This is a genomic window from Candidatus Giovannonibacteria bacterium, from assembly GCA_016432405.1.
Taxonomy (GTDB): domain Bacteria; phylum Patescibacteriota; class Minisyncoccia; order UBA11713; family 2-01-FULL-45-33; genus MFHE01.
The window spans coordinates 624,718-651,449 of the sequence record CP066687.1 but is presented as its reverse complement, the minus strand read 5'-3'; the positions used below and the strand labels follow the sequence as shown (position 1 = coordinate 651,449).

At 45.6% G+C, this 26,732-nt stretch carries 25 protein-coding genes, 1 other RNA gene and 1 pseudogene; 19 read left to right on the top strand and 8 right to left on the bottom strand.

Annotation, left to right across the window (positions count from 1 at the left end; genetic code table 11):
- From polX to HYW15_03825, 3 genes are all read left to right on the top strand, one after another.
- The coding region (gene polX, locus HYW15_03835) for a DNA polymerase/3'-5' exonuclease PolX (protein ID QQG42599.1) at positions 1-1,548 on the top strand (1,548 nt) is incomplete at its 5' end.
- 5 nt (positions 1,549-1,553) lie between these two features.
- Positions 1,554-2,231, top strand: coding sequence for a metal ABC transporter ATP-binding protein (locus HYW15_03830; protein ID QQG42598.1), 678 nt, complete (start codon positions 1,554-1,556; stop codon positions 2,229-2,231).
- On the top strand, positions 2,179-2,982 hold the full coding sequence (locus tag HYW15_03825; GenBank protein ID QQG42597.1) for a metal ABC transporter permease: 804 nt from the start codon (positions 2,179-2,181) through the stop codon (positions 2,980-2,982). Before HYW15_03830 ends, HYW15_03825 begins: the two co-directional genes overlap by 53 nt.
- Here HYW15_03825 and rplT read toward each other — a convergent pair.
- The 6 genes from rplT to HYW15_03795 all read right to left on the bottom strand — a co-directional run bounded on the left by rplT (position 2,972) and on the right by HYW15_03795 (position 5,373).
- Positions 2,972-3,331 (bottom strand): 50S ribosomal protein L20, encoded by a 360-nt coding sequence (gene rplT, locus HYW15_03820; protein QQG42596.1) that lies wholly within the window; start codon positions 3,329-3,331, stop codon positions 2,972-2,974. The two genes, HYW15_03825 and rplT, sit on opposite strands and share 11 nt — an antisense overlap.
- Positions 3,332-3,421: 90 nt before the next feature.
- Positions 3,422-3,610: a 50S ribosomal protein L35 gene (locus HYW15_03815; protein ID QQG42595.1), complete on the bottom strand. Its 189-nt coding sequence runs from the start codon at positions 3,608-3,610 to the stop codon at positions 3,422-3,424.
- Positions 3,611-3,705: 95 nt separating this feature from the next.
- A complete protein-coding gene (infC, locus tag HYW15_03810; protein ID QQG42594.1) occupies positions 3,706-4,164 on the bottom strand; it encodes a translation initiation factor IF-3 in 459 nt (152 codons plus the stop codon).
- A gap of 76 nt (positions 4,165-4,240) precedes the next feature.
- Positions 4,241-4,570: a transfer-messenger RNA gene (ssrA, locus tag HYW15_03805) on the bottom strand.
- A gap of 11 nt (positions 4,571-4,581) precedes the next feature.
- Complete coding sequence (gene smpB / locus HYW15_03800; protein ID QQG42985.1) at positions 4,582-5,028, bottom strand: SsrA-binding protein SmpB; 447 nt, start codon at positions 5,026-5,028, stop codon at positions 4,582-4,584.
- A gap of 42 nt (positions 5,029-5,070) precedes the next feature.
- Complete coding sequence (locus HYW15_03795; protein QQG42593.1) at positions 5,071-5,373, bottom strand: hypothetical protein; 303 nt, start codon at positions 5,371-5,373, stop codon at positions 5,071-5,073.
- 99 nt (positions 5,374-5,472) lie between these two features.
- Here HYW15_03795 and HYW15_03790 point away from each other — a divergent pair, with 99 nt between their 5' ends.
- The 4 genes from HYW15_03790 (at position 5,473) to HYW15_03775 (ending at position 11,598) form a co-directional block, all read left to right on the top strand.
- Positions 5,473-7,050, top strand: coding sequence for an arginine--tRNA ligase (locus HYW15_03790; protein ID QQG42592.1), 1,578 nt, complete (start codon positions 5,473-5,475; stop codon positions 7,048-7,050).
- A gap of 27 nt (positions 7,051-7,077) precedes the next feature.
- Complete coding sequence (locus HYW15_03785) at positions 7,078-7,764, top strand: hypothetical protein (protein QQG42591.1); 687 nt, start codon at positions 7,078-7,080, stop codon at positions 7,762-7,764.
- Between the two features lie 69 nt (positions 7,765-7,833).
- A complete protein-coding gene (locus HYW15_03780; protein ID QQG42984.1) occupies positions 7,834-8,091 on the top strand; it encodes a GIY-YIG nuclease family protein in 258 nt (85 codons plus the stop codon).
- A 21-nt stretch (positions 8,092-8,112) separates the two neighbouring features.
- The gene (locus HYW15_03775; GenBank protein QQG42590.1) at positions 8,113-11,598 is read left to right on the top strand and encodes a class I tRNA ligase family protein; all 3,486 of its coding nucleotides are present in this window, start codon (positions 8,113-8,115) and stop codon (positions 11,596-11,598) included.
- 49 nt (positions 11,599-11,647) lie between these two features.
- On the opposite strand, the gene HYW15_03770 is transcribed toward HYW15_03775, so the two are convergent.
- Positions 11,648-11,977, bottom strand: coding sequence for a hypothetical protein (locus HYW15_03770; GenBank protein QQG42589.1), 330 nt, complete (start codon positions 11,975-11,977; stop codon positions 11,648-11,650).
- A 129-nt stretch (positions 11,978-12,106) separates the two neighbouring features.
- Here HYW15_03770 and HYW15_03765 point away from each other — a divergent pair, with 129 nt between their 5' ends.
- Together HYW15_03765 and HYW15_03760 are read left to right on the top strand one after the other, a co-directional pair.
- Complete coding sequence (locus HYW15_03765; protein ID QQG42588.1) at positions 12,107-12,319, top strand: hypothetical protein; 213 nt, start codon at positions 12,107-12,109, stop codon at positions 12,317-12,319.
- Positions 12,316-12,564, top strand: a complete 249-nt coding sequence (locus tag HYW15_03760; protein ID QQG42587.1) for a type II toxin-antitoxin system YoeB family toxin — start codon at positions 12,316-12,318, stop codon at positions 12,562-12,564. The genes HYW15_03765 and HYW15_03760 overlap by 4 nt, the downstream gene beginning before the upstream one ends.
- An 89-nt stretch (positions 12,565-12,653) precedes the next feature.
- Here the strand turns inward: HYW15_03760 and HYW15_03755 are convergent, their stop codons facing one another.
- Entirely contained in the window at positions 12,654-13,298 is a 645-nt protein-coding gene (locus HYW15_03755; protein ID QQG42586.1) for a dienelactone hydrolase family protein, read from the bottom strand.
- Positions 13,299-13,317: 19 nt separating this feature from the next.
- Between HYW15_03755 and recO the strand changes: the two genes are divergently transcribed.
- From recO to HYW15_03705, 10 genes and pseudogenes are all read left to right on the top strand, one after another.
- The gene (recO, locus tag HYW15_03750) at positions 13,318-13,818 is read left to right on the top strand and encodes a DNA repair protein RecO (protein QQG42585.1); all 501 of its coding nucleotides are present in this window, start codon (positions 13,318-13,320) and stop codon (positions 13,816-13,818) included.
- Complete coding sequence (locus HYW15_03745; protein QQG42584.1) at positions 13,797-15,671, top strand: hypothetical protein; 1,875 nt, start codon at positions 13,797-13,799, stop codon at positions 15,669-15,671. Before recO ends, HYW15_03745 begins: the two co-directional genes overlap by 22 nt.
- 9 nt (positions 15,672-15,680) lie before the next feature.
- A complete protein-coding gene (locus tag HYW15_03740; GenBank protein QQG42583.1) occupies positions 15,681-16,898 on the top strand; it encodes a glycine--tRNA ligase in 1,218 nt (405 codons plus the stop codon).
- Positions 16,899-17,529: 631 nt separating this feature from the next.
- The gene (locus HYW15_03735; GenBank protein ID QQG42582.1) at positions 17,530-18,801 is read left to right on the top strand and encodes an insulinase family protein; all 1,272 of its coding nucleotides are present in this window, start codon (positions 17,530-17,532) and stop codon (positions 18,799-18,801) included.
- 2 nt (positions 18,802-18,803) lie between these two features.
- Entirely contained in the window at positions 18,804-19,844 is a 1,041-nt protein-coding gene (locus HYW15_03730) for an AI-2E family transporter (protein ID QQG42581.1), read from the top strand.
- A complete protein-coding gene (locus HYW15_03725; protein ID QQG42580.1) occupies positions 19,813-21,414 on the top strand; it encodes a methionine--tRNA ligase in 1,602 nt (533 codons plus the stop codon). Before HYW15_03730 ends, HYW15_03725 begins: the two co-directional genes overlap by 32 nt.
- Positions 21,411-22,181 (top strand): TatD family hydrolase, encoded by a 771-nt coding sequence (locus HYW15_03720; GenBank protein ID QQG42579.1) that lies wholly within the window; start codon positions 21,411-21,413, stop codon positions 22,179-22,181. Before HYW15_03725 ends, HYW15_03720 begins: the two co-directional genes overlap by 4 nt.
- A gap of 21 nt (positions 22,182-22,202) precedes the next feature.
- Positions 22,203-25,142 carry a leucine--tRNA ligase gene (locus tag HYW15_03715; GenBank protein ID QQG42578.1) on the top strand — a complete coding sequence of 980 codons (2,940 nt, stop codon included), beginning with the start codon at positions 22,203-22,205 and terminating at the stop codon, positions 25,140-25,142.
- Positions 25,139-26,465 (top strand): annotated as a pseudogene (locus HYW15_03710) (serine hydroxymethyltransferase). Before HYW15_03715 ends, HYW15_03710 begins: the two are co-directional and overlap by 4 nt.
- Positions 26,462-26,716 (top strand): AbrB/MazE/SpoVT family DNA-binding domain-containing protein, encoded by a 255-nt coding sequence (locus HYW15_03705; protein QQG42577.1) that lies wholly within the window; start codon positions 26,462-26,464, stop codon positions 26,714-26,716. The pseudogene HYW15_03710 and the gene HYW15_03705 overlap by 4 nt, the downstream one beginning before the upstream one ends.
- Positions 26,717-26,732 lie beyond the last annotated feature (16 nt).

Genomic DNA, 26,732 nt, shown 5'->3' with positions numbered 1-26,732 from the left:
CTTAATATACCCGGAGTGGGCAAGGGCATCGCTTACCATATAGAAACGCTTCTTCGCGGGAGTAAATTTGCCGAATACGAAAAACTAAAGAAGAAAATTCCGGTGAATATTTCGGAACTTACGGCGGTTGAGGGCGTAGGGCCGAAGATGGTAAAGATTTTATACCAAAAATTAAGAATAAAAAATTTAAAGGATTTGGAGCGCGCAGCTAAAGCAGGTAAAATCGCAAAACTGGAAAGATTCGGCAAAAAATCGGAAGAGAAAATTCTGCGCGGCATTGAATTTTTAAGGAAATCTGGCGGAAGACGCGTTTTAGGTTTTTTGCTGCCGGAAATCCGGGCTATGGAAAAACTGATTCAGTCCTTTCCCGAGGTTGAGGAGGCGCTGGTTGCCGGCTCAACCCGCAGGAGGAAGGAAACCATCGGCGACATTGATATTTTGGTGACATCAAAAACTCCGGAAAAAGTTACGGACAGGTTCACAGCTCTGCCGCAAGTTGCGCACGTTTTAGCCAAAGGCAAAACCAAGACGATGGTAAAATTAAAAAACGGACTGGATTGCGACCTTAGAGTCGTGCCGAAGGAGTCCTACGGGGCGGCGCTGAATTATTTTACCGGCTCCAAAGAGCACAACATTGCGCTTCGCGAGATGGCGATTAATAAAGGATTAAAACTTAATGAATATGGGCTATGGCGCGGCAAAAAGCGGGTTGCCGGCCGTGCTGAAGAAGAAATTTACGAAAAATTGGGCCTTAAATACATTGAGCCGGAGATGAGAGAAAACGTCGGAGAGATTGAATTGTCTAAAAAAAGTAAACTGCCTAAGCTAATCGGCTACGGTGAACTAAAAGGAGATTTGCAGACGCAGACGAACTGGACCGACGGCAAGGACTCTATTGAAACAATGGCAAAAGCCGCGTCCGACGCGGGTTTGGAATATATCGTAATTACCGACCACACAAAATCTTTGGTCATGACCGGCGGCGCGGATGAAAAAAAATTGCTGAAGCAGATGGCGGAAATTGATAAGCTAAATAAACAATTTAAGAATTTTAAAATTTTAAAAGGCGCTGAAGTAAATATCGGTAAGAACGGCTCTCTGGATATTGAAGATAAAGTTTTGGCCAAGCTGGACGTTGTGGGGGCGGCTGTGCACAGCCATTTTAAGCTTTCGCGCGGCGAAGAGACGCGCCGCGTGATTAAGGCGATGGAAAATCCCAACGTTGATATTATTTTTCATTTAACCGGCCGGGTAATCAACCGGCGCGAGCCGATAGATATTGATGTTGATGAAATCATAAAAGCCGCCAAACGCACCGGGACTGTTTTGGAGATTGACGCTTATCCTGACCGCTTGGATATCAAAGACGAGTACATAAGAAAATGCGTTGAGGCCGGAGTGAAAATGTCCATTGATTCAGACGCGCACTCCGCCTCGCATTTCAAATTTCTTGAAATCGGAATCTCCCAAGCCCGCCGCGGCTGGGCTGAAAAAAAGGACATCATCAACGCTTGGCCTTTGGAGAAGATGCTGAAAATGTTAAAGTAAAGTAAATGCCAATTTTGGAAATCAAAAACTTAAGCGTGCGCTACGGAGAGCAAGCCGTTTTGGACGATATTTCTTTTGATTTGGAACGCGGGGACGCGTTGGCGATCATCGGCCCAAACGGCTCAGGCAAGACGACCTTACTCCGCGCTATCCTTGGTGCTTCGCGCTACACTGGCGAGGTAATTTTAAGCCCGGAAACGCGGATAGGATATGTCCCGCAAAAAATTGATTTGGAAAGAGATTTACCGATTACCGTCAAAGAATTTTTGGCTTTAAGAAGCCGCTCGGCGCCGGAAAAAGCGCTTAAAGCAGTTGATTTGGCGCCAACTTTTTTAAATAAAAGAATCGGGGAGCTGTCCTCTGGAGAGCTTCAAAGAGTCCTTATCGCCTGGGCGATTATTGGCCGCCCGGATTTGCTTTTATTTGACGAGCCAACTGCGAGCGTTGACGTCGCTGGCCAAAGGACGGTGTATGAACTTTTGCATAAGCTTCAAGAAGAGCATAATCTTGCTTTGATTTTGATTTCTCACGATCTTACCGTGGTGTATCGTTATGCCAACAAAGTGCTTTGTTTAAACCGCCAGCAAGTATGCTTCGGTGTTCCTGGCGAAGTTTTGACGCCCGCGGAGCTTGCCAAATTATACGGCGGAGACAGAAAGTTTTACCACCATGCTCACTCCTGAATTACAAATTTTTGTAGCAGGTTCTTTGATCGCGGCCGCCGGGGGCATGCTTGGTTCTTTCGCGCTCCTTCGCCGGATGGCATTGGTGGGGGACGCCCTCTCGCACGTGGCGCTTCCCGGGATAGCTCTTGGAATTTTACTTAATTTTAATTTATTTTTAGGAGCGGGGACGTTTTTGGTTTTAGGCACTTTGGGCATTTGGGCGGTTGAGCACAAAACCAAACTGCCGGTGGATACTTTGGTGGGCGTGTTTTTCACTCTGGCTTTGGCTATCGGCGCGCTGATTACTCCGGAGGAGGAGATTTTGGACGCTTTATTCGGAGACATTACCCGAATAAGCCAATTGGACTTTTGGCTGGCCGCGGCCGGCGCTGTGATTATAATGTCACTGCTTTTGTTTTTCGCCCGCCGCTTCACGCTTTCTTTGATTTCCCCGGATCTCGCGCTCTCGGCCGGGTTCCGGCCTCATCTTCTGGAGCTTTCGTTTCTTTTGATTTTTGCTTTGACTGTCGCGGTCGGAATTAAATTTGTCGGCGCCTTGCTTATGGGCTCGCTTATCATTATTCCCGCCGCGACTTCGCGCAATATCGCCCACAGCATGAACCAATACATAACGCTCTCCGCGATTTTAGGAGTTTTAGGCGCGGTTTTGGGTATTTTAATCTCGCGTTTTTACGGCCTGCCTCCCGGCCCGGCGTTCATCCTTGTCTCCGGCGCCCTCTTTTTTATCTCAATCTTTTTCAGAAGGTGATTTCCGTAAGAATTTTCTTAAAAACCTCCGGATGTTTTTCGGCGAGTTCGGCGAGGATTTTTCTGTTCAGCCCGATGCCGGATTTTTTGAGTTGATATATAAATTTACTGTAAGAAAGACTGGGTTTATCCGCCAACTGGCGGACGGCGGCGTTTATTTTGATATTCCAAAGCGCGCGGAAATTTCTTTTCTTTTTTCTGCGGTCGCCAAAAGCGTGAACGCCCGCGTGCAAGAGGGCTTCCTTGGCGGCGCGCTCTTTGGATTTTCTCTGCCAGCGAAAACCCTTGGTCTGCCGCAATATTTTTCTGCGGCGTTTTAGGGCTATTTTTCCTCGCTTGACTCTACTCATATTTTGTTTAATTTCTAATTTTCAATTTTGCAATTTTCAATCAATTATCAATTATTTAATTTTCATTGAAAATTGAGAATTGGAAATTCGTTAATGGTATAAATACGACTTTACCATCTTTTTTTGGATAACATCAAGTTGCGCGGAGCGCTTTTTGGTAAGTTGTTTCCTGCGGCTTTTTTTTGCCTGAAAATGATTAATGCCGGAACCGCCGTGCAAAATTTTTCCGGAAGAGGTCATGCGCATCCTTTTTAATATTGATTTTCTGGTTTTCGCCATAAATAATACTAATCTATAAATCTTATGCGAATAATACAAACTACGAATAATTATTTGTTGCATTCGGATACCATTCGTGGATTTGCATTATATTACTACTTCTTAGGTGAGATGGTCAAGGAGAGCCCCCTCGGCCCCTTTTTTACCGGCTCTTTGTCAAACCGGCTGGGGATTATGGCCAAAAAGCGCTCAATGCGTCCTTCCAGAAACTTTTTGTCCAGATATTTTTCCCGCCCCCGCAAAAAGAGGTCAACTTTTATTTTATCGCCTCCTCTTAAAAATTCGTCGGCCTGTTTGGCGCGGATTTCAAGGTCGTGAAGCGAGGTGCCGATGCCGATTCTCACGTTTTTTATCTCAACGTCGCGCTGTTTTTTCGCTGCCTGCCTCCTTTTTTTCTCCTGCTCGTAAAAATATTTCCCCCGGTCCATTATTTTGGCTACCGGAGGTTGTGCGGTGGGGGAAATCTCAATAAGGTCTAGTCCTGCTTCGTGCGCGCGCCGAATGGCCTCCTCCGTCGGCAAAACGCCCAGGTTTTGCCCTTCTTGGTCTATCACCCGCACCTCGCGCGCGGTTATTTGTTTGTTGAGCCGTAGTCTTTGGATAAGATTATATTACTATGTTTTTTATTTTTAATGGAGATGCCGGGAGTTGAACCCGGGTCGGAAAAGGTCGGAACCGGCGGTTTACAGGCTTATCAGCTTTTCAGCCGAAGATTGTTTTTCCCGCCCGCTCGGCGGGGGAGTCCCGCTTATAACACCCGCGACCTCCTAGCGAGAATCAGAGACGGATGCCTATGCTTTGTTAAGCGTAGGAAGTCGCAAGCTGCATTGGTCTCAACGCATTTACGACTTTGTTAAATAAGTTTGCACTTATTGATCGCGAAAGCAGTTTTAAGAGATGCTTTCGCAAACTCTGCCTGAGCGCTTGGCGCTTCGCTCTTCCTCGAGGCCTGTCATCCCCGTATTTAAATGTTAAATTTCTTTTATCTCGCGGTCTATTTTTCTTTTGGCTTCCCTTTCTTTAATGCGCTCCCTTCGGTCATGTTTCTTCAGCCGCCGCGCAATGGCCATTTCCAGCTTTATCCTCGCGCCCTTAGTATATACCCGAAGAGGGAGGATTGTCAAACCTTTGGTGGCGGCCTTTCCTATCAAATAATTTATTTCTTTTTTGTGCAGGAGGAGCTTCCGTTCACGTGCCTGGTCGTAATCCTTGGGCGTGTTTTTGGGCTGATATGGCGCGATGGTCGCGCCTACCAGATAAAACTCGCCCCGCCGCGGAAAAACGTAAGAACCCTCCAAACTAATCCTCCGCCCTTTGACTGATTTTACTTCATACCCAAAAAGCTCCAGCCCCGCCTCAAAGGTTTCCAGAACTTCAAACTCAAACTTTGCTTTTCGGTTTTCCGCCAAGGTTGTCATAAATCCATTTTGACAGAACACGCAGAAAAAATAAAACCGTTCTTATGAACGGTCTAGGCAGCTTCGGGCCAGCCCCACCTTTATTTTTTGGGCGAGTCTTCTTTTTTTTGAAAAGATCGTCTCGTCAAACTTGCGCATCTTCCCGCCGCCCTCTTGCTTGAATATTTTGAATTTTACTCCCCATCTGGAACGGCTGGCTTTGAGCTGCTCTATAAACGCGTACGGGCATTCCCATAAATGCTTTTCATCCACTTGTTTGTGATTTTCGCTGGGAATATAGCGCGCGATTACTTCGTTGGTGAAACCGCAATCAAGCGGCTCCACAAACCATCTGGTTATTCGCATTATTTTATCCTCCTATATCTACAATAGCAGAAATCTAGAATTTGTAAACACCGCCCGGCGGCCTTTTTTTGTCTTATTTTTTGGAGTAGAGTTAAGACGATGTTGCGCTCGCAGATACGGAAGGGGATAGAAAGCGTTACGCCGCCGGGAGCGGTTTTTAGCGCTGAAAAGCCGGATAACCCGGAGCACGGAGATTACTCGTCCAACATCGCGCTGGTATTGGCAAAGGAGCTTGGGAAAAACCCGCGCGATGTCGCGGAGGATTTGAAAAATAAGTTACTTAGCAATCGGATTGCTAAGTGGGTTGAAAAAATAGATATCGCCGGTCCGGGATTTTTGAATTTTTTTATTTCGCGCGGGGCGTTGGTCAAAAAACTCTCATCTAAAAATTTCTTATCCCTACCTGCCCGAAGACGGGCAGGCGCGCGCCCACACCTAAAATTTTTATCCGAGAGTTTTTCGACCAAGATAAAAAAGATAAATATCGAATTCGTTTCGGCAAATCCCACCGGGCCATTAACAATGGCCAACGGGCGAGGCGGGTTTTACGGAGACGCGCTGGCGAATGTTTTGGAGGCAGTGGGGCATAAAGTTACGCGAGAGTACTATATTAACGATGCCGGGAACCAGATAAGAATTTTGGGCGAGTCTATTTTAGCGGCGGCGGGCAAAGTGCTGGCTGGCGGACCGGCGAAAGAAGAATATTACAAGGGCGATTACATAAAGAAACTAAAAGGCAAAACGGCGGAAGCCGCGGCAAAAATTTTGCTAGGAGAAATCAAAAAATCTCTCAAAAAAGCCGGCATTGAATTTGATGTCTGGTTTTCGGAAGCGGATATGCGCAAAAAGGGAGAACTTAAAAAAACATTGGAATTTTTAAATAAAAAAAATGCATTAAAAGAAAGAGAAGGAGCGTTATGGCTGGGGGACGCCGTAGTCGTTAAATCAAATCAGGAATATGCTTATTTTTTGGCGGACTTGGCGTACCACTACGATAAATTCATAAAAAGAAAGTTTGATCTGGCGATTAACGTTTGGGGGGCGGATCATTATGGTTACGTTGAAAGAATGAAAAAAGGAATTGAAGCGTTAAGTGTTAATCCAGAAAGACTTAACATTAGGGTGCTACAGCTGGTGCGGCTTACGAGCGGCGGCAAGGAGGTGCGGATGTCTAAAAGAACAGGAGAATTTGTAACTTTGGACGATTTGTTGAAAGAAGTCGGTGTGGACGCGGCGCGGTGGTTTTTTTTGGAGAGAAGCCCGGATACGCATATGGATTTTGATTTGGATTTGGCTAAAGAAAGAAACAAGAAAAATCCGGTTTATTACGTGCAGTACGCGCATGCGAGGGCTTGCAGTATTTTAAAAAAAGGGGGGCAATCAAAAAAAGTGGATCTCAATCTGCTAACCCAACCCGAAGAACTTACTCTCATCAAGAAAATTCTGCAACTTACGGAAATCATTGAAGACACCGCGGAAGATTACCAAGCCCACCGCTTGCCGCGCTACGCTTATGAGCTTGCGAAAACTTTCACAAATTTTTATGAAAAGCATCATGTGGTTGATTCTAAAAACCCCGAATTAACGCAAGCCCGGCTATTTTTGGTTTCTGCGGCGCAAAAAACTATCAAAACCACTCTCTCTTTGATGGGGATTGCCGCGCCGGAGAAGATGTGATATCATGGCTTTAGGGAGGATAGCTCTATGAACAAATTAAGCGGTTTTATAGCTGGATTGTTTGTGTTTTTAGTGTTGGCTGGCAGTTCTTCGATTTTGGCGCAAGCCCAAGAGCGCCCGCCGGATTTTGCGGAGTTTGAAGGGTTGGCGTCGGGGCCGATACCTTGGATCAAGGATGGAACCCTTGTTCCGGATTACCGCGCCATGCTCGTGGCGCAGGTGGGTCGGTTCAGCGCATTTTTGGAGAAATATCCCGACTCGCCGCTGAAAGCGGAGGCCATTTTAAGGATGGCGATTCTGTATCTCGACGTTGAGAAGCAGGAGATTCACATGTTCAGACGGGAGCTATTTTTCTGCCAAGCCGCTGCGTTGATGGAGCGTAATCAGGAAAAAGAAGACCTTTGCCGGCGGCGGTTTATGATGAATGTAGCAAGCACCGGTGGCGCACCAGACCCTGTTTATCAAGCGCTGGGGCGGCAAATTCTCATGGGGTTGGTGGCGCACTACCCTCACGCTAGGCGCTACATCATGGTCAAGCCGGGCGCTGGCGGGTTTCGCTTTGACGATGAAGAAGTTGGAGGGATCGCTATGTATATTTTGGCTCAAGGGGTGGCGCCTGCAATGCAGAGGGAGTTTTTGGAAATAATCTTGGCGGAGTACAAAATCCGCCCAACTCTTCGGCAAGAGATACAAAACCGCCTCGGGGTCCATTAGCCGTTTCCGAAACGGCTATTTTTTTGTTATACTTTTTTTATGCCAGGTAGTGAAACTTCGCGTCCGATTATGTTCTATGTTTACGTGTTGGAAAGCATAAAAAATAGCAAGTTGTACATAGGTTACACGAACGACCTTAGGAAAAGGTTGGATGAACATAATCGAGGACTTAATTTTTCGACCAAGCCATTTCGGCCGTGGCGGCTTATTTATTACGAGGCGTGTCTTAATAAGGTTGATGCTGGGCGTCGAGAAAAATATCTAAAAACCAATATTGGCGCTAGAATGTTAAAGCGTCGATTAAAAGAATATTTTTATAAAGCATAACGCGAAGTTCTACTACCTGGTATGTTTGATGAAAAGGAAATTTTGGAATTTTGGGAGAAAAATAAGATTTTTGAGAAGTCCGTTTCTAAAAGAAAGGGTAAAAAAAACTTCGTTTTTTTTGAAGGGCCGCCGACGGCCAACGGCGTTCCCGGCGTGCACCACGTTGAATCGCGCGCGTTTAAGGATGTAGTTTTAAGATACAAAACCATGAAGGGTTTTTTCGCGCCGCGCCGCGCGGGGTGGGACACCCACGGGTTACCTGTTGAAGTTGAAGTGGAAAAAACCTTGGGGCTGAAAAATAAAAAAGACATAGAAAAATTCGGCGTTGCCGCTTTCAATAAAAAATGCCGAGAGTCGGTTTGGAAATACAAAGAACTTTGGGAAAAGCTGACTGCCCGGATGGGCTTTTGGATAGACATGGCGCATCCTTATATCACTTATGAAAATAATTATGTAGAATCTCTCTGGTGGGTTATCAAAGAATTTGCCCAAAAAAAGTATTTGTACGAGGACTACAAAGTTGTTCCTTGGTGCGCGCGCTGCGGGACAGCGCTTTCTTCACATGAGCTTGCGCAGGGGTATGAAGAAGTAAAAGAAGAATCGGTATACGTTAAATTTCCAATTTCCAACCCGCCTGCCGGACGGGCAGGTTTCCAATTTCCAAACTCTTACTTTCTTGTCTGGACCACAACTCCCTGGACTCTGCCGGGGAACGTTGCTTTGGCGGTAAATCCGAAAGTTGAATATGTGATGTTAGAGATTAGAGGCGAGAAGTTGGTGTTAGCCGAAGAGCGAATTAAAATCATCGGCGCAGATTACAAAATTATTAAAAAAATCAAAGGAGCCGACTTGGTTGGTCTAAAATACGAACCGCTTTATCCAAATAAGGCGCCATGCCGTGTTGTTGCCGGAGATTTTGTTTCAACCGAGGAAGGAACGGGAATAGTGCATATAGCGCCGGCTTTCGGAGACGACGATTTTTCGCTCTCCAAAAAATATGATTTGCCTGTTCTTGCTACGACAAGCGAACAGGGCATTATGCAAACTCCAGGAAAGCCGTGGAATAATTTGTGGTTCAAAAAAGCGGACAAGATGATAATTGACGATTTAAAATCGCGCGGGCTTCTTTTTAAAACCGAGTCATACGAACATGATTATCCATTTTGCTGGCGATGTAAAAATCCGCTGATGTACCTTGCGCGCAAAACCTGGTGGGTGGATGTAAACGCCGTCAGGCCGAAGCTTTTGCGAAATAATCAAAAAATAAATTGGCTTCCTTCGCATATTAAAGACGGGCGAATGGGCGAGTGGCTGAAAGAAAAAAAGAACTGGGCTTTTTCCCGCGAGCGGTTTTGGGGAACGCCCTTGCCGGTTTGGAAGTGCGGTCCGCCAGCTGGCGGATGCGGAAAATGGGAAGCCGTCGGCTCAATTGAGGAATTAAAAAAACGCGCAGTGACTTCCGGAAACAGATATTTTGTAATGAGACACGGCGAGGCAGAAAGCAATGTAAAAAACATTGTCAATGGCGACATCAATAAAAACCATTACCGCCTCACCGAGCGGGGTAGAAAACAAGTTGGGGCGGCGGCAGATGAGATGCTCAAGAAAAAAATCAAGATAGACATTATTTTCGCCTCGCCGTTTTTGCGCGCGCAGGAAACCGCGCGGATTCTTGGAGAAAAGTTGGGGGTGAGTCAGGAAAATGTCAAAATTGACCCACGGTTCGGGGAAGCATATTGGGGGATTTTTGATGATACTGACCCTGCCAAATATCACGTTTATTATAAAAATCCGTTGGATAAATTCACAAAAGCTCCGCCGGGCGGGGAATCGTTTATGGACGTTAAAAAAAGGGTTTGGGATGCGTTTTCCGAGATTGAATCAAGGTATAAAAATAAAACTATTTTAATAATAAGCCACGAGGATTCTATTTGGATGCTTTGGGCGGCTGCGGAAGGCAAAAATAATACGGAGTCGCTTCTGGAAAGCGAAAAGCGCCCCCAGTTTGTAAAAACCGCGGAGTTTATTGAATTAAGCCCTAACTTTTCAGCGCTCCCGCGGGACGAAAATTTAGTTCTGGATTTACATAAGCCCTTTATTGACGACGTTAAACTGAAATGTGGATGCGGAGGCGAGATGCGGAGAATTCCGGAGGTGATTGACGCGTGGTTTGATTCCGGAAGTATGCCTTTTGCGCAAAATCATTATCCGTTTGAAACTAAAAAATTAAATTACCCTGCTGATTATATAGTTGAAGCGGTAGACCAGACGCGGGGGTGGTTTTATGGTCTTTTGGCCGTAAGCGCTCTTTTGGGCAAAAGTGCGCCGTATAAAAACGCGATTTCGCTCGGGCATGTTTTGGATAAAAATGGCAAGAAAATGTCCAAGTCGCTGGGGAACGTCGTTGACCCGATGGCGCTGATAGAAAAATACGGGGCGGACGCGACGCGCTGGTATTTTTTTACAATCAACCAGCCGTGGGATTCCAAATTTTTCAAAGATGAAGACGTCAAGGACGCTTCGCGGAGATTTTTCATGATTTTGTGGAACGTGCTGCAATTTTGGAAACTTTACGAGAAAATTGGCGGCAGCAGGAGCGGTGGAGGCAACCTCTCCCCCAACCCCCTCCCCTTACGAAGGGGAGGGGGGGAGAGGGTGGGGTTATTGATTAACCGCTGGGCCACTCTCAAACTCCAAGAAACAATTAATATCGTCACAAAAAAACTGGACGCCTACGACATCGTCGGCGCGGCGCGTGATTTGGAAAATTTTATCGTTGAAGATGTCTCGCGCTGGTATGTCCGCAGAATTCGCGATGTGATGAAAGCCCCGACGTCTGAAGGAGTCGGGGCTCCGACCTCGGCAAAGCCGAGCGTCGGAGAAACCAGCTCCGTTTTGGCATATCTTTTGGGTGAAGTTTCAAAACTCCTCGCGCCCTTCGCGCCGTTTATTTCCGAAAAGATATGGATGGAGCTCGGGAATAAAAATAGCGTGCATTTGGAGGATTGGCCTTCCTCAAATAAAAAAATAGACACGGATTTGTTGAGCGGCATGAGTTTTGTAAGATCATTTGCGTCTACGGCATTAACGAAACGCGCGGAAGAAAATATAAGAGTGCGCCAGCCACTACAAAGGTTTTCAATTAAATACGACGGCAAAGCGCCGAAGTATTGGGATGAACTTGTGAAAATTTTGAAAGACGAAATCAATGTTAAAGAAGTTGTTTTAGAAAAAGGCAGAGGTCAAGATGCCCCTCCATTCGAGCTTGATCTCAAAATCACCCCCGAACTTCGCGAAGAAGGAATCCTCCGCGACCTCATCCGCGAAATTCAAGCCGCAAGGAAGGCCGCGGGGCTTAAACCAAAAGATAAAGTTGCCGCCCAAATTTCCTTGCCCAGAGAAACTTTAGAGATTGCCAAAAAACACGAAAAAGATTTAATTAAAGAAACAAACTTAAAGTCTCTCCAATTTTCCGAATCTCAAGAAACAAAAATTTCGCTGCAATAGAAAAAGGGGAGCGTTTGATTTCCGCTGCCCCTTGAGAAAAATGCTGTCATTACCCCAATCCAATAAGCTTAACCATGCCACCGAAGAAAATGTAATAGATTGCATAATCAAGCAATGGGAGTACAACGGAAAAGAATGGCCAGAATATTGTGTGCGCGATAAAGTTTACGTTGTCCATATGCCCAGCATTCCCTCTGTTGTTATCACAATTTTGCAACAGCAAGTCGCCGTCTATCGTGATCACTTTTTCCATTGTGGTTGTGGCCTTGCCGCCATTTACGCAAACATTATCCCAGAGTTTTGCGGCAGCGTAGCCTATATTAAAGTAGATTGCCGCACTGATCACAACTCCAAGAATTACGCCAAAAATCTTCTTCATAAATAACCCCCTCCTTTTTGATTTGAGCCTATATTTACGCCTATTCCAATGTGCCTGGCTCCATTATACACCCAATTAGTTTATCTGTCAAGACTTGAAACGCTGTCATATTATGCTATCCTTTTGGCAATGAGTACTGTTACCATCCCAAAACTAGAATACGATGTTTTACGAAAGAGAGCTCAAGCATACGAAGAGCTTGCTGGCGTTTTTTTTCAAAAAATTAAATCAGAACCGATAAGCGAAATCGTGGAAGATTTTAAGAAAACCGGGCTATATTCCCAGCTTTTTCTGCGCGACTTAAAAAGCGGACTAGAAAAATCCAGTAAAGCCAAAAAATGAGACTTAGGCCACTTGGAAAGCACGTCTTGCGGCGAATCAAAAAATGGCGTCTTGAAAAGAAATGGCAAAAAGCCGTTGCTTTGTTTTTAATAAATCCTCAACATCCGTCGCTTAATTCGGAACTTATGGAGCCGAAGCATCGCGGCATTTATTCTTTTCGGATTGATAAAAAATATCGAGCGCTGTATTTCATTGAAGATGAGGAATTAGAGATTTTCCAGATCACTAAACATTATAGAAAATAAAGAAATTTTAGAAGCCGCCAAAAAGAACGAAAAAACTTTAGCCAAAGAGACGAATCTGAAATCAATCACCCTGCATGAATCGCAGGAGCTTAAGATATCTTTAGGTGTTTTTTGAAGAAAGCAAGGGTTTTGCCCCAGCAATCGGCAGAGGCGGCGGCATTGTATTTTGGACGCTCTTCGTTGAAAAACGCATGGTCGGCTTCGGGATAAACGTAGATTTCATTTGTTTTTCCGAGCTCGTTTAGATTTTTTTGAAAGCTCTCCACTAATAGCTGCGGGATGGCCTTGTCCTGCCCGCCGAAGATTCCCAAGATTGGTTTTTGGATTTTGGCCAAAACCGCTTTGTCGTCGGTAACCATGCTGCCGTAGTAAATTACGTAAGCCCCGGCGCCCAAGTCCGCCGCCGCGGATTTGAAAGCAACTGACCCTCCAAAACAAAATCCCCACACCGCGGTTTTTGCCGGCGCGATGCCCTCCGATTTTAACTTTTCTATGGCTTCGCCGACTCTTCGGAGCGCGAACTCGTCTTTTACGGCGTTTTTCATTTCCTCGGCTTCCTCGGGCCTCTCCGTGATTTTGCCTTCGTACAAGTCAACTGCCAATACGAAGTAGCCCTCGCCGGCCAGGCGGTCGGCCACGCCTTTTATCTGCTGGTTCACGCCCCACCATTCCTGGATGAGCACAACTCCCGCCCCATTTGCCCTTTTTGGTTTTACGAGATAGTCGTTATTCATATACACTTAATAATGTAGCATGGCGAGCGAATACTTTAAAACTGAAGGATTGATTATTAAAAAAATGCCGTTTGGAGAGGCGGATTTTTTGGTGAGGGTTTTAACGCGCGATTTCGGCAAGATGGACGCGCTCGCGAAAGGAGCTCGGAAAACCGCTTCAAAGCTGAATCCGCATTTGGATACTTTAAACCATATCCGCATGCAATTCGTTAAAAATGGAGAAAGAATTCCGACATTGATGGACGCCGAGATTATCGCTAAATATAATGATTGGTTTTCGGACGCGGACAAGCTTTCCGTTATGGGCAGAATTTTACAGGTGATTGACGTGGTTATTTTTCCGGGGGCTTCGGACGAGAAATTATTTTTTATTCTGCTGGATTTTTTTAAAACATCAAAAAGTGAGGTTGAGGCGCTCAATTTTCTCCGCGACTTTTTTAAACATGAGGGCTACGGCGGCACTTTGCCACCGGAATTTGAAGAGCGTATAATAAAGTTGTGGCCTCACTTGAAGAATTAAAAAAACGGCTTTACAAAGAAAAAGAAAGTTTCGGGGAGAGAATAGTTCCTCCGGAGCTTGCGCGCCCGCAGAGATTAAAAACAATTTTCTGGCGGGAAACTGCCATGGAGGCCAAAAGGAGCAAGTGGTTTTTGTGGTCGCTGGCCGCTGTTGCAATTTTGGTCTTATTGGGAATTTTATTTTTTATATTCGGCTCGCCGGCGATTTTTAATTCCGAAAGGGTTGAGATAAAAATAGAGGGCGCCAAAGATATAAAAAGTGGAGACAAAATCACCTGGCAAGTGAGGATTACCAATAAAAATAGTTCCGCTTTGGAAGACGCGGCTTTGATTTTTAATTTCCCGGAGGGCGCAGTGCCAATAAGCGGCCAGCCGCCCAAAGGCGTTTTTCGGGAGCGCCGTTCGCTGGGGCCGCTCCGCCCGGGGGAAAGCGTTTTTGAGAGCTTTGACGCCTACGTTTTCGGCGGCAGAGGCCAGAGCAAAGAAGTTTCCGCCGTCTTGGAATATCGGCCCAAAGAGAGCAGCGCGGTTTTTGCGTCCGACACGGCCTTTAGGTTTTCCATAGCGCGCTCTGCGGTTGCGGTTTCGTTTAAAATTCCCCCGGATTTGCGCATAGGCCAGCAAGTTGAGCTGGAAGTGAATTATGGCTCGCAATCGGAAGAGACCGTGCCGAACCTTCTCTTGAGCGTTTTTTTGCCGGAGGGCTTTGAGTATCTTTCCGCTTCTCCTGCGCCGACAAAAAACAAAAATATTTGGGTTGTCGGTGATCTGAAGCCCTCCCAGACCGGAATTATTAAAATAAAAGGCATAATCAGGGGCAGTAATTTGGAATCAAAAATTTTCAGGGCGGTTTTGGGTTTCCAACAAGGCGACGGCGAGCAGATTCTTCCTTACGATGAGACCTCGGAGTCCGTTACTCTGCGCGCGCCTTTTATGGAAGCGGCCATTTTGGCGAATGGGCAGAATACTTATGTGAGTTACCCGGGCGACACGATTTCCATTGATTTAAAATTAAAAAACAATCTGCCCGCGGAGGTGAAGAACGCAAGTTTGGAGGCGAAAATGGAAGGCGCTGGAAATCCGATTGACATCGGGTCAATAAGGGTTGAGGGCGGGTCATACCGCGATTCGTCAAAGAGCGTTTTGTGGACGGCTTCCACGCATGAAAAATTTAAAGTATTGGCTCCGGAAGAGGAAGACAGCGTCAGTTTTTCTTTCAAAATAAAAAGCCAGCTTCCGCTCTCCGGCGATTCGGCGCGGCCGAGCGTAAAAATCACCGTGATTTTCAAGCCGGGCGCGGGGGAAGTCCCCGGATTTGAGGGCGTTGACGTTTCCGGCCAGTCGTCCTACGACGTTAAAATTTCCTCAAAACTGCAGATTATCTCGCGCGCGCTTTACTCAAGCTCTCCGATGCCCAATACCGGCCCTCTTCCGCCGAAAGTCGGCGAGGAAACCACTTATACCGTAGTTTGGTCTTTGGCGAACATGGTGAACGACCTGGACAACGTCGTAGTCAAGTCCTCCCTGCCGCCTTACATGAGTTTCAAAAACGCGCTTTTGCCGGGGGATGCGGATGTGTCTTTTGATAAAGCCAGCGGGGAAATAATTTGGAAGGCGGGGAGAGTGTTGGCCGGCACGGGATTTTTGCGCCCGGCGACGCAGATTGCTTTTCAGGTCGGCCTTACGCCTTCGCCGAACCAAGCGGACACGGTTCCGGTTATCATAAACGAGGTTTCGGCTTCCGGAAGGGACACGTTCACCAACCAAATTTTGTTTTCTTCGGACGAGCAAATAACCACCGATTTGCCGGACGACCCGAATGTCACTTTAAATCAAAAAAGGGTTGTGCCATAATCGCAGAGTATGGCCGATTTGGAAAAAATAGTTTCGCTTGCAAAAAGAAGGGGATTTATTTTCCCGGGGTCGGAGATTTACGGGGGCTTTGCCGGCACTTGGGATTTGGGTCCTTTGGGCGCGGAACTAGCGCACAACATCAAGGAGCTCTGGTGGAAACGTTTTGTCAGCTCGCGCAAAGACATGTTCGGACTTGCCTCCAGCGTCTTAATGCCGGAGCGTGTCTGGGAGGCCTCTGGGCATTTGGAAGGATTTTCTGACCCGCTCGGCGAAGGCCAGCGTTTTAACTTGATGTTTAAAACCGAGATTGGAGCGGTTCAACCCGAAAAGAAGGCCGCATATCTGCGGCCTGAAATCGCGCAGGGGATGTTCGTTAATTTTAAAAACGTTTTGGATACCATGCGCCCCGAATTGCCCTTTGGTATTGCCCAGATCGGCAAGGCCTTCAGGAACGAAATCGCGCCGCGCGATTTTCTTTTTAGAGTCCGAGAGTTTGATTTGATGGAGTTTGAATATTTTGTGAAAGAGCCGGAATGGGAAAAATATTTTGAGGAATGGCGGAAAGAAATGCGGGCTTGGATAGAAGAGGTCGGAATTGATAAAGAAAAAGTCCACGAGCTTGATGTGCCGGAGGGGGAACGGGCGCATTATTCCAAGCGCACAGTTGACTTTGAATTTGACTGGCCTTTCGGCAAAAAAGAGCTTTACGGCCTTGCGTATCGCTGTGATTACGACCTAAAGAGACATATGGAATACTCCGGGGTTGATTTGCGCTATACCGACCCCGTTTCGGGAGAGAAATTTATCCCGCACGTGATTGAGCCGACTTTCGGATTGGGCAGGACTTTGTTTGCCGTGCTTTTGTCGGTATACCGCGAAGACGGAGAGCGGGTTCTGCTTTCACTCCCGCCGAAACTCGCCCCTATAAAAGTTGCTGTGTTTCCTCTTGTTTCCAACAAAGAAAACTTGGTCAAAAAAGCGCGCGAAGTTTACGAAAATCTCAAACTTCTAACTTCTCACTTCTCATTTCCCATTGTGTGGGACGACCGCGGTAACATCGGCAAACGTTATTACAGCCAAGACGAAATCGGCACGCCCTGGTGCGTGACGATTGACTACCAGACCTTGGAAGATGATACTGTCACCGTCCGCGCCCGCGATGCCGGCAAACAAATCCGCTGTTCAGCCACAGGACTTGACAGATACTTTGAAGAAATGCTAAGGTAGATTCAGATTGGAGGGCTAGTTTATGATAAAATTTTTCTATATCCTTGCGATCGTCTTTTTTGTTAGCGTGGTTAATATATGTCTTTATTCTCCAGAGGCTCCGTTGGCGAGTCCTCCTGGGGCAATCGCAATGATTTTTCTTGCTTTGTGCGCTGTTAGTATATTGGTGGCTAGGCAACTTCAGCTTTCGAAAAACAGCCCGCCAGAGGATAATTAAGGCATTCTAAGGGCGAGACTCGCCCTTATTGTTTTTTCATAACTTAACAAACTTGACCGATCGGCACATTTTGTTAAGAACGCCATAAAATTGCCGAGCTTGATAAGTATTTTGATGGGATTATAATTTAAACAGAGATAAGAATTTAAGTGGAGCTAGTGCAGATAAGGAGGACAAATGTTTAATAAATTGGGTTGGGCGCTCGGCACCGCCGTTTTTGTTGCGGTATTGGCATATTTTCATAGCGAAGGGATTTGGGTAGCGATCGGTGTGGATTGATTGTGGGTTTAATAACCTATTTGTTTTTACTGATTCCCGAGGGCGCCCCAAAAAGATAAAAGGATAATTGAAAGAAATAAATAAGGGCGAGACTCGCCCTTATTGTTTTTATAATTTTGTGTTAGAATTTAAAGAATGAAGTTTGAGAAGAGAACTTTCAAAAACGGGCTGCGGTGCGTGGTGGCGCCGATGAAGGACACCGAGGCGGTGACATTGTGGGCGCTTTTCGGGACGGGCTCCAAATACGAGACAAAAAAAATCAACGGCATCTCGCATTTTTTGGAGCACCTGTTTTTTAAAGGCACAAAAAGCAGGCCGACTCCAGATCAAATTTCCCGCGAATTTGACCGCATCGGCGCTCAAAAAAACGCATTTACCTCTAAGGAATATACTGGATACTACGTAAAAGCGTCCGCCAAACACTTTGATATCGGACTGGATATTGTTTCGGATATTTTAATTGAGCCGATTTTTAAAAAAACGGAGATTGAAAAAGAAAGGGGAGTCGTATTGCAGGAAATCGCAATGTATGAAGACAACCCCCAGCGCCAGGCCTATGAGCTTATTGAGGAACTGCTTTATGGCGACCAGCCGGCGGGATGGGATATCGCTGGCACGCCAAATACGGTGAAAGGAATTTCGCGCGAGGATATTATTAATTACAAAAAAAGCCACTATATTACTTCCAACGCCGTGATCGCCGTTGCTGGCAATGTGGAGCCGGACGCGGTTTTCAAAAAAGTTGAAAAAGCGTTTTTAAAAATGCCCCAAGCAAGAAAATTGCGCAAAGAAAAAGTTTTTGAGCGCCAAAAAAAACCCGCCGTGGAATTCAAGAAAAAAGATGTTGACCAAACGCACCTCCGCCTTGCTTTGCGGGCTTATGATATGTACGACGAGAAGAGATACGCTCTTCAGGTTCTGACAACGATTTTTGGCGGTAACATGTCCAGTTACTTGTTTAGGGAAATTCGTGAAAAAGCAGGATTAGCTTATTACGTAGGCGCTTCTCCCGACGAAGCCACGGACACGGGGTATTTGCTGGCTACGGCCGGGGTGGCCCACGCGAATTTTTTAAAGACGGTTAAGAAAATAGTTGGTATTTTGAAGCACCTGAAAGCAAGAGGAGTGACGGAACGGGAAATAAACTTTGCCAAGGAATACGCCCGCGGCTCCATGTCACTTGCATTTGAGTCCACTGACGAGGTTGCCACCTTTTTGGCCTCGCAGGAACTTTTTTATAATAAGATAATGACGCCGCAGGAGATTTTGGCGAAAATTGAGAAAGTAAGGAGAAGTGATATCATGGGAGTAGTAAGGGACGTTTTCAGGCGCGAGAAAGTCAATCTTGCCGCCATTACCCCCGAAGAAAATACGGCTGATTTTGAGAAAGTTTTAAACACGCTTTAGCCATGCCGCAGAAAAACCAAATCATAGAAATTTCCTTTTGGACGATGCTTAAGGCCGCGCTTTTGGTTTTGCTTTTGTGGGCGCTTTGGTTATTGCGCGATTTTATCGCGGTGCTTTTGCTTTCCATAGTTATTGCTTCCGCCATTGAGCCGGCGAATCATTTCTTCGCGAGATACCGCGCCCCCCGCGTGCTTTCCGTAGTTTTCATATACTTGGCGGCGTTTTTGACATTCGCGCTGGTGTTTTATTTAATCGTTCCGCCGCTCTTCGGCGACATTTTGGAATTTCTCTCCGCGCTTCCTGCTTACATAGAAGGAGCCGTCGGTCCGCGCGGAACATTTTTCCTGCTTTTCCCGGAAATCCCGCAGGAGTTCAGCAAATTTGTGGCGGGCGCGGCGGTTTCTATTGAAGAATATATTATTGAGCTGGCGCCGGGGGTTTTTTCCGCGGGCACGGCTTTGTTCGGCGGGATTTTGTCGCTGGTTTTGCTTATAGTAATCTCTTTTTATTTGTCCGTGCAGGAGCACGGCATAGAAAATTTTTTACGCGTCGTAACTCCCTTGGAAGACGAAGAATACATTTTGGACCTTTGGCGGAGGTCCCAAAGAAAAATAGGCAGGTGGCTCCAGGGGCAGATTTTACTCGGCGTTTTGGTGGGGGTTATGGTATTTTTGGGGCTTACGATTTTAAACGTCAAATACGCAATTTCTCTGGCCATACTTGCGGCGATTTTTGAAATAATCCCGGTTTTCGGGCCGGTGATGGCGGCCATCCCTGCGGTTGCCATAGCATTTATACAAGCGCCCCTTTCCGGGCTCATGGTTTTGGGGCTTTTTATAATCGTCCAGCAGTTTGAAAACCATCTTATTTATCCTCTGGTCGTCCGAAAAACCATCGGCGTCCCGCCGCTTTTGGTCGTGATTTCTCTGGTGGTCGGCGGCACCTTGGGCGGATTTTACGGCATAATTCTCTCCGTGCCGATAGCTTCGGTGCTGGTTGAGTTTTTAAACGATGTCGCGGCGAAAAAAGCCAGGCCAAGATAAACTGATGCCGGAGAAAGAAAAATTTTATATTACAACTTCTATCCCTTATCTCAACGCCCCGCCGCATCTGGGGTTCGCGCTGGAAGCGCTGCAGGCGGACACTTTGGCAAGATACAACCGGCTTTCGGGAAAAGACGTGTTTTTTCTTTCCGGAGCTGACGAACATGGCGCTAAAGTTATGAGAGCGGCGGAGGCGGCCGGGAAAACGCCTAAAGAATTTGTTGATGGCCTGGCCGAAATTTTTCAGGATTTGCTGGGCAAGCTTAACATTTCCAACGATGATTTTATCCACACTTCCGACCAAAAACGGCACTGGCCGGGCGCGCAGCTTCTTTGGAAAAAACTTGCCGGCTCCGGCGATATCTATAAAAGTTTTTATAAGGGGCTTTACTGCGTGGGCCATGAGGCGTTTGTTACGGAAAAGGATTTAAAAGACGGGGTTTGCGAGTTGCACAAAAAACCGCCGGAAGCGGTGGAGGAAGAAAATTATTTTTTTAAACTCACGAAATATAAAGAAACGCTCAAGAAAAAAATTGAATCCGGCGAGCTTCAAATTTTGCCGGATTGGCGCAAAACAGAAACGCTTAATATGCTGGAGGAAATCGGCGACATAAGTTTCTCACGCCCATCCAAAGATATTTTGTGGGGCGTGCCGGTGCCGGGGGACACTTCGCAGACGATGTATGTTTGGTGCGACGCCTTGCCGAATTATATTACGGCGTTGGGGTACGGCGGAGAAGATGGGAGGTTTGAGAAATATTGGCCTGCCGATGTCCACGTCATCGGCAAAGATATTGTTAAGTTCCACACGATTTTTTGGCCGGCGATGCTGATGTCGGCGGGGCTTTTGCTCCCTAAAACCATTTTCGTGCACGGATTTATTAACGTAAAAGGCGAAAAAATGTCCAAAAGTGTCGGCAATGTGATTGACCCGTTTCCTTTGATTGAGGAGTACGGGGCGGAGGCGGTGAGATTTTATCTGGCGCATGAAATTTCAACTTTCAGCGACAGTGATTACTCGCCGGAGCATTTTGAAAGCGTTTACGACGGCTTTTTAGTGAACGGGCTTGGTAACCTGCTCTCCAGAGTAGCAAAAATGTTGAGCACTTTCCCGGCGGTTATCAAACCGGAAGAATCTAAGTTGGCCAATTATCCCTTGAAGAAAAATTTGAATTTTCTGGCAAGCGACGCCGCGAAATTTGCTTTTGAGGAAACCACTCCGGCATCCGTCGTGGACGGCATGCTTTGGCCGGCGTACAAAAAAGCGATGGAGTCCTACGATATTTCGCAGGCGATAAAAACCGTTTGGATATTTTTGGGGAGGATGGATGAATATGTGGAAGAATATAAGCCGTACAAAAAATTAAAATCTGACCCGGAAGGAGCTAAAGCCGTCTTGTGGCATCTGGCGTATTCTTTGGCGTCCTGTGCTTGGATGATGAGGCCCTTTTTGCCCGATACCGCGGAGAAAATTTTAAAAACTTTGGGCGCGGATGGAAAATTAGACAAGGGCTGGAGCGAATTTAGAGTGGGAGAAGCTGCTCATCTCTTCCCGCGGCTAAAAAAATGACCCCGCGCTTAATCGATGTCCATACCCACGCGCAATTTTCGGCGTTTGACGGCGACCGCGACGCCGTTATCCGCCGCGCGCTGGATGCGGGTATTTGGATGGTGAATATTGGCACGGACTGGCGCATGTCCGAAGCAGCGGTCGGTTTAGCTCATAAATATGAGCCGGGGGTTTTCGCGACAGCCGGGCTCCATCCGACTGAAATCCGCGAGGAATTTAATTATGATTTTTATAAAAAGTTGGCTGCGGATTCCAAAATCGTGGCGATAGGAGAGTGTGGGCTGGATTATTACCGCTTGACCGAGGAAACAAAAGAAAAGCAAAAAGAAGTTTTTATAAAGCATATCCGGCTTGCGCGCGAAATTAAAAAGCCGCTGATGATCCATTGTAGAGAAGCATTTTCTGATTTGATCGCAATACTTAAAGATAATGTGGGGAGGCTAATCTCCCCCGGTGTTTGCCATTTTTTTTCCGGCACAATAGAAGACGCCGAAAAGCTTATGGACTTGGGATTTTCTTTTTCTTTCGGCGGAGTGATTACATTTGCCCGCGAGTACGAAAAATTGATCAAATTTATTCCGTTAGACCGCATTCTTTTGGAAACCGACTCGCCGTACGTCGCCCCAACGGCTCATCGGGGGCAGAGAAATGAGCCGTTGTATGTGGAGGAAGTCGCTCAAAAAATCGCTAAGATTTTGGGCAAAGATTTTGAAAAAGTTGCCGGAGTTACAACAAAAAACGCTATAAAGATTTTTGGATTAAGATAAAAAATAGGTATAATGGCCAATATGGCTTCCTATGACCATAAAAAAATAGAGAAGAAATGGCAAAAGGAGTGGGAAAAATCGGGGATTTATAAAACGCCCGACAAAAAAAACGGAGCTGATAATTTTTATGCTTTAGTAGAGTTTCCATATCCTTCGGGGAATCTCCATACCGGCCATTGGTACGCTTTTTCCGTGCCGGATATTTTCGCGCGGAAAAAAAGGATGGAGGGGAAAAATGTTTTATTCCCGATCGGTTTTGACGCCTTCGGTCTTCCGGCGGAAAACGCCGCCATCCAGCGGAAAATTAACCCCAAAAAATGGACTTATGAAAATATTGATTATATGCGGAAGCAAATTAAGTCCATGGGCGCGTCTTTTGATTGGGCCCGCGAAGTTATTACTTCCGACCCTGAATATTACAAATGGACCCAGTGGATTTTTTTAAAACTTTTTGAAAAAGGGCTGGCGTACCAGGCGGAGACGCCGGTAAACTGGTGCCCAAAAGATAAAACCGTGCTCGCAAACGAGCAGGTAGTTGGCGGAAAGTGCGAAAGGTGCGGCTCGGAGGTTGTGCAAAAAAATATGAAGCAATGGATGCTTAAAATTACCGATTACGCCGAAAAACTTTTGGCTGGTCTTGAAAAATTAAACTGGAAAGAAGAAATCAAAGAAGCCCAAAAAAATTGGATAGGAAAGTCGGAGGGCACAGAGATAAAATTTTCAATTTCTAATTCTCAATTTTCAATTAAAGTTTTTACCACTCGTCCCGATACGCTTTTCGGGGCGACTTATATGGTATTGGCGCCGGAACATTCCTTAATTGAAAATTTGAAATTGAAAATTGAAAATTGGGACGAAGTCCAAATGTATATTAAGAAAGCCAAGCAAAAGACACAGCTGCAAAGGCAAAAAGAAGAAAAAGAAAAGACGGGAGTTGAATTAAAGGGTGTCAAAGCAATTAACCCCGTAAACCAAGAAGAAATTCCCATTTGGATCGCAGATTATGTGCTTATGGGTTACGGAACCGGCGCGATTATGGCCGTCCCCGCGCACGACCAGCGCGATTTTGAGTTTGCCAATAAGTTTAAAATCCCGGTGAAATATGTTATCGCCCCATATTTTCTGGACACAACTAAAAATAGCAAACCGCGATCTGAAGTTGAAACTAAAAATAGAATTATTGGGGTTGGAATTGTTAAGCACTGGTCTGAAAATAAATATTTGATGCTTGATTGGAAAAATGGTTGGACCGGATTCATTACTGGGGGTGTTGAACCCAATGAAGATTATGTAAATGCGATGATTCGGGAAATAAAAGAAGAAACTGGATATACAAAAGTTCGTTTTGTAAAATATCTTGGTGGGCCAAATATTTCTGATTTTTACGCTCCACATAAGCACTTAAACCAGCATGTTTTTGGATATGGTATGTATTTGGAGCTTATTGACGGCACGCAAGGAGTTGTGTCAGATGAAGAATACAAGAAGCATGATATCTTGTGGGTCAATGAAAAAGATGTGTTGCCGTTTCTGAAAAAAGGTTCTGTTGCTGGCGATTCTCGATATTCAGAAATGTTTTGGGAGAGATTAAAAAGCGATAGTTATATCTGGCTGGGCGGAGGAAAATTAATTGATTCTGGTAAATTTTCTAATCTAGATTCTGAAGAAGCAAAATTGGAAATTACAAAGTTTGTTGGTGGACAAATCAAAACGCAATACAAACTTCGGGATTGGGTTGTGTCGCGCCAGCGTTATTGGGGAGTGCCGATCCCGATAATTCATTGCGAAAAATGCGGCGCGGTTGCCGCGCCGGAAAAGGACTTGCCGGTTTTATTGCCGGAAATCAAAGATTATCTGCCGACCGGAGAAGGAAAATCTCCTTTAGCTAAAGCCGAAAAATGGTTAAGAATGAAATGCCCGAAATGCGGTGGCGAGGCCGAGCGCGAAACCGATACGCTGGATACTTTTGTTGATTCATCATGGTATTTTTTGAGATATACGGATCCAAACAACAGCAGGAAGCCCTTCGATAAGCTCAGGGCAGCAGACTGGATGCCGGTGGATTTATATTCCGGAGGCGCGGAGCATACGACTATGCATCTTTTGTATTCCAGATTTTTTTATAAGGCGATGTACGATTTAGGGCTAATCCCCAAAGAGCTTGGGGATGAGCCGTACAAAGAAAGAAGAAACCGCGGGATTATTTTAGGGCCGGACGGACAGAAAATGTCCAAATCAAAAGGCAACGTGGTTGACCCGGACGAATATGTCGCCAAATTTGGCGCGGACACGGTACGGATGTATTTGGCGTTTATCGGCCCGTATAACGAAGCCGGCTCGTATCCTTGGAATCCGCAAGGGATTCTAGGAATTAAAAGATTTTTGGATAATAAAGTTCTTTCCTTAGCCGATAAGATAAGTAAAAAGAAATTCAAAAGCCGAGAAGAAATGCTTAAAGAACATCTTCCATTCGATCATGAACAAACTACTAAATCAATACAACGAAGCATTCATAAGGCCATAAAAAAGGTAAGCGAGGATATAGATGGATTCCATTTTAATACGGCAATTTCTCATTTAATGGTTTTGTCGTATGAGCTTGAGAGTTATGAGCATACAGGAGATGTTTTTGAAAATGAATTTTATTATTTTCTCAAACTTCTCGCTCCTTTCGCTCCGCATCTTACTGAAGAAATTTGGTCAAAGCTCGGCAATAAAAAATCTATTCATCTTGAAGAATGGCCAAAATATGACGCGAAATTAATTCAAGAAAACACTTTCCAACTGATCGTCCAAATCAACGGCAAGGTACGCGACAAGTTTGATGCGCCTGTGAATATCACGGAAGCCGAGGCAGAGCGCTTGTCTTTATCTCGCGCAAAAGTTAAATTTATTTTGGGCGATAAGAAGCCGAGTAAAATTATTTTTGTCCCAAAACGGCTTATAAATTTTGTGATATGAAAGATAAAGAGATAGAACGCTTAATAAAACTGGAGGAGAAACGACAGCGCGGCGTGATTAATTTAATCGCGTCTGAAAATTATGTTTCAAAAGATGTTTTGCGGGCGCTGGGCTCTGTTTTTACAAACAAATATGCCGAGGGATATCCGGGTAAAAGGTATTACGGCGGAAATGAAATTGTAGACAAAGTTGAAAATTTGGCGAAGGAACGGGCGCTAAAACTTTTCAAATTATCTCTAAATCCGCCAGCCGGCGGATGGTCCGTTAATGTCCAACCGTATTCTGGCTCGCCGGCAAATCTTGCTGTATACCTGGCACTTGTTCCTTTGGGTGGGAAGATTATGGGAATGTCGCTTTCAATGGGCGGGCATTTGACGCATGGGCATAAAGTTTCGGCGACCGGAAAACTTTGGAATTGGATTCATTTTGGCGTTTCAAAAAAAACGGAACTTTTGGATTACGATGAAATCCGCAGAACGGCACGCCGCGCGAAACCAAAAATGATAGTCGCCGGATTTACGGCTTATTCGCAAGTTATTGATTTTAAAAAATTGAGAAAAATTTGCGACGAGGTGAAAGCGCTTTTAATGGTGGATATGTCGCATTTCGCTGGGCTCGTTGCCGGCGGAGTATATCCCTCGCCATTCAAATACGCGGATGTTGTTACAACAACAACGCACAAGACCTTGCGCGGGCCGAGAAGCGCGATAATTTTTTCAAGAAGAGATGTATACCTCCCCCCTCCCCTCATTACCAAGGAGGGGATAAAGGGGAGGTTTTCAATAAGCGATTTAATAGATAAAGCAGTTTTCCCGGGTTTACAAGGCGGGCCGCACGAAAATCAGATTGCGGCAGTGGCTGTTTGCCTGAAAGAAGCAATGAACCCGAATTTTAAAAAATATGCTAGGCAAGTTGTGAGAAACGCGCGAGCTTTGGCGCGCGAGCTTCAAAGGCGCGGCTGGCGGATAATTTCCGGCGGCACGGATTCGCATTTATTTTTGGTGGACACTTGGGCAAGTGGGCTTTCCGGCAAAACCGCGCAAGAGCTTTTGGAGGCAAAAAAAATCATCGTGAACAAAAACACGATTCCCTACGACACCCGTTCTCCCTTTGACCCATCCGGCATCCGCATTGGCGCTGCCACCGTAACTACTCAAGGGATGAAAGAAGAAGACATGAAAAAAATCGCTCAAAAAATAGATAAGATTTTGAAAAATTATGATTATTGATGGAGAAAAGTTGACTGAAGAAATAAAAGCCGAAACGGGGTATAAATCGCGATATTTTGAATTTTTTGTTGGGTATGATATAGTATTTATGTGAACAATATAATCACAGTTCCAAAAAAGGGAGAGTTTGTCTTAATACCCAAAAAGGAGTACGAAGAGTTTAATATGCTTAAAAAAGCCGTGCAAATACGCAAAGGCGAAGAGTGGTTTTGGACGCCGGAGTGGCAAAAAAAAGAACTGGAGGCGGACCAAGATATAGTTAAAGGAAAGGTTTCTGGCCCATTTTTTTCCGCGCGAGATTTAATTGGGCATTTAAAGAAAACCAAAATACGATCAAAAAAATAATATGCATATCCTCACA

Coding starts and splice junctions, on each gene's coding strand:
- HYW15_03740 (QQG42583.1), top strand. CDS start 15,681: ATGGCCGATTTGGAAAAAATAGTTTCGCTTGCAAAAAGAAGGGGATTT.
- HYW15_03790 (QQG42592.1), top strand. CDS start 5,473: ATGTTGCGCTCGCAGATACGGAAGGGGATAGAAAGCGTTACGCCGCCG.
- recO (QQG42585.1), top strand. CDS start 13,318: ATGGCGAGCGAATACTTTAAAACTGAAGGATTGATTATTAAAAAAATG.
- HYW15_03780 (QQG42984.1), top strand. CDS start 7,834: ATGTTCTATGTTTACGTGTTGGAAAGCATAAAAAATAGCAAGTTGTAC.
- HYW15_03720 (QQG42579.1), top strand. CDS start 21,411: ATGACCCCGCGCTTAATCGATGTCCATACCCACGCGCAATTTTCGGCG.
- HYW15_03815 (QQG42595.1), bottom strand. CDS start 3,610: ATGGCGAAAACCAGAAAATCAATATTAAAAAGGATGCGCATGACCTCT.
- HYW15_03725 (QQG42580.1), top strand. CDS start 19,813: ATGTCGCGGCGAAAAAAGCCAGGCCAAGATAAACTGATGCCGGAGAAA.
- HYW15_03785 (QQG42591.1), top strand. CDS start 7,078: ATGAACAAATTAAGCGGTTTTATAGCTGGATTGTTTGTGTTTTTAGTG.
- HYW15_03770 (QQG42589.1), bottom strand. CDS start 11,977: ATGAAGAAGATTTTTGGCGTAATTCTTGGAGTTGTGATCAGTGCGGCA.
- HYW15_03735 (QQG42582.1), top strand. CDS start 17,530: ATGAAGTTTGAGAAGAGAACTTTCAAAAACGGGCTGCGGTGCGTGGTG.
- HYW15_03730 (QQG42581.1), top strand. CDS start 18,804: ATGCCGCAGAAAAACCAAATCATAGAAATTTCCTTTTGGACGATGCTT.
- HYW15_03755 (QQG42586.1), bottom strand. CDS start 13,298: ATGAATAACGACTATCTCGTAAAACCAAAAAGGGCAAATGGGGCGGGA.
- smpB (QQG42985.1), bottom strand. CDS start 5,028: ATGACAACCTTGGCGGAAAACCGAAAAGCAAAGTTTGAGTTTGAAGTT.
- HYW15_03795 (QQG42593.1), bottom strand. CDS start 5,373: ATGCGAATAACCAGATGGTTTGTGGAGCCGCTTGATTGCGGTTTCACC.
- HYW15_03830 (QQG42598.1), top strand. CDS start 1,554: ATGCCAATTTTGGAAATCAAAAACTTAAGCGTGCGCTACGGAGAGCAA.
- HYW15_03765 (QQG42588.1), top strand. CDS start 12,107: ATGAGTACTGTTACCATCCCAAAACTAGAATACGATGTTTTACGAAAG.
- rplT (QQG42596.1), bottom strand. CDS start 3,331: ATGAGTAGAGTCAAGCGAGGAAAAATAGCCCTAAAACGCCGCAGAAAA.
- HYW15_03775 (QQG42590.1), top strand. CDS start 8,113: ATGTTTGATGAAAAGGAAATTTTGGAATTTTGGGAGAAAAATAAGATT.
- HYW15_03760 (QQG42587.1), top strand. CDS start 12,316: ATGAGACTTAGGCCACTTGGAAAGCACGTCTTGCGGCGAATCAAAAAA.
- HYW15_03715 (QQG42578.1), top strand. CDS start 22,203: ATGGCTTCCTATGACCATAAAAAAATAGAGAAGAAATGGCAAAAGGAG.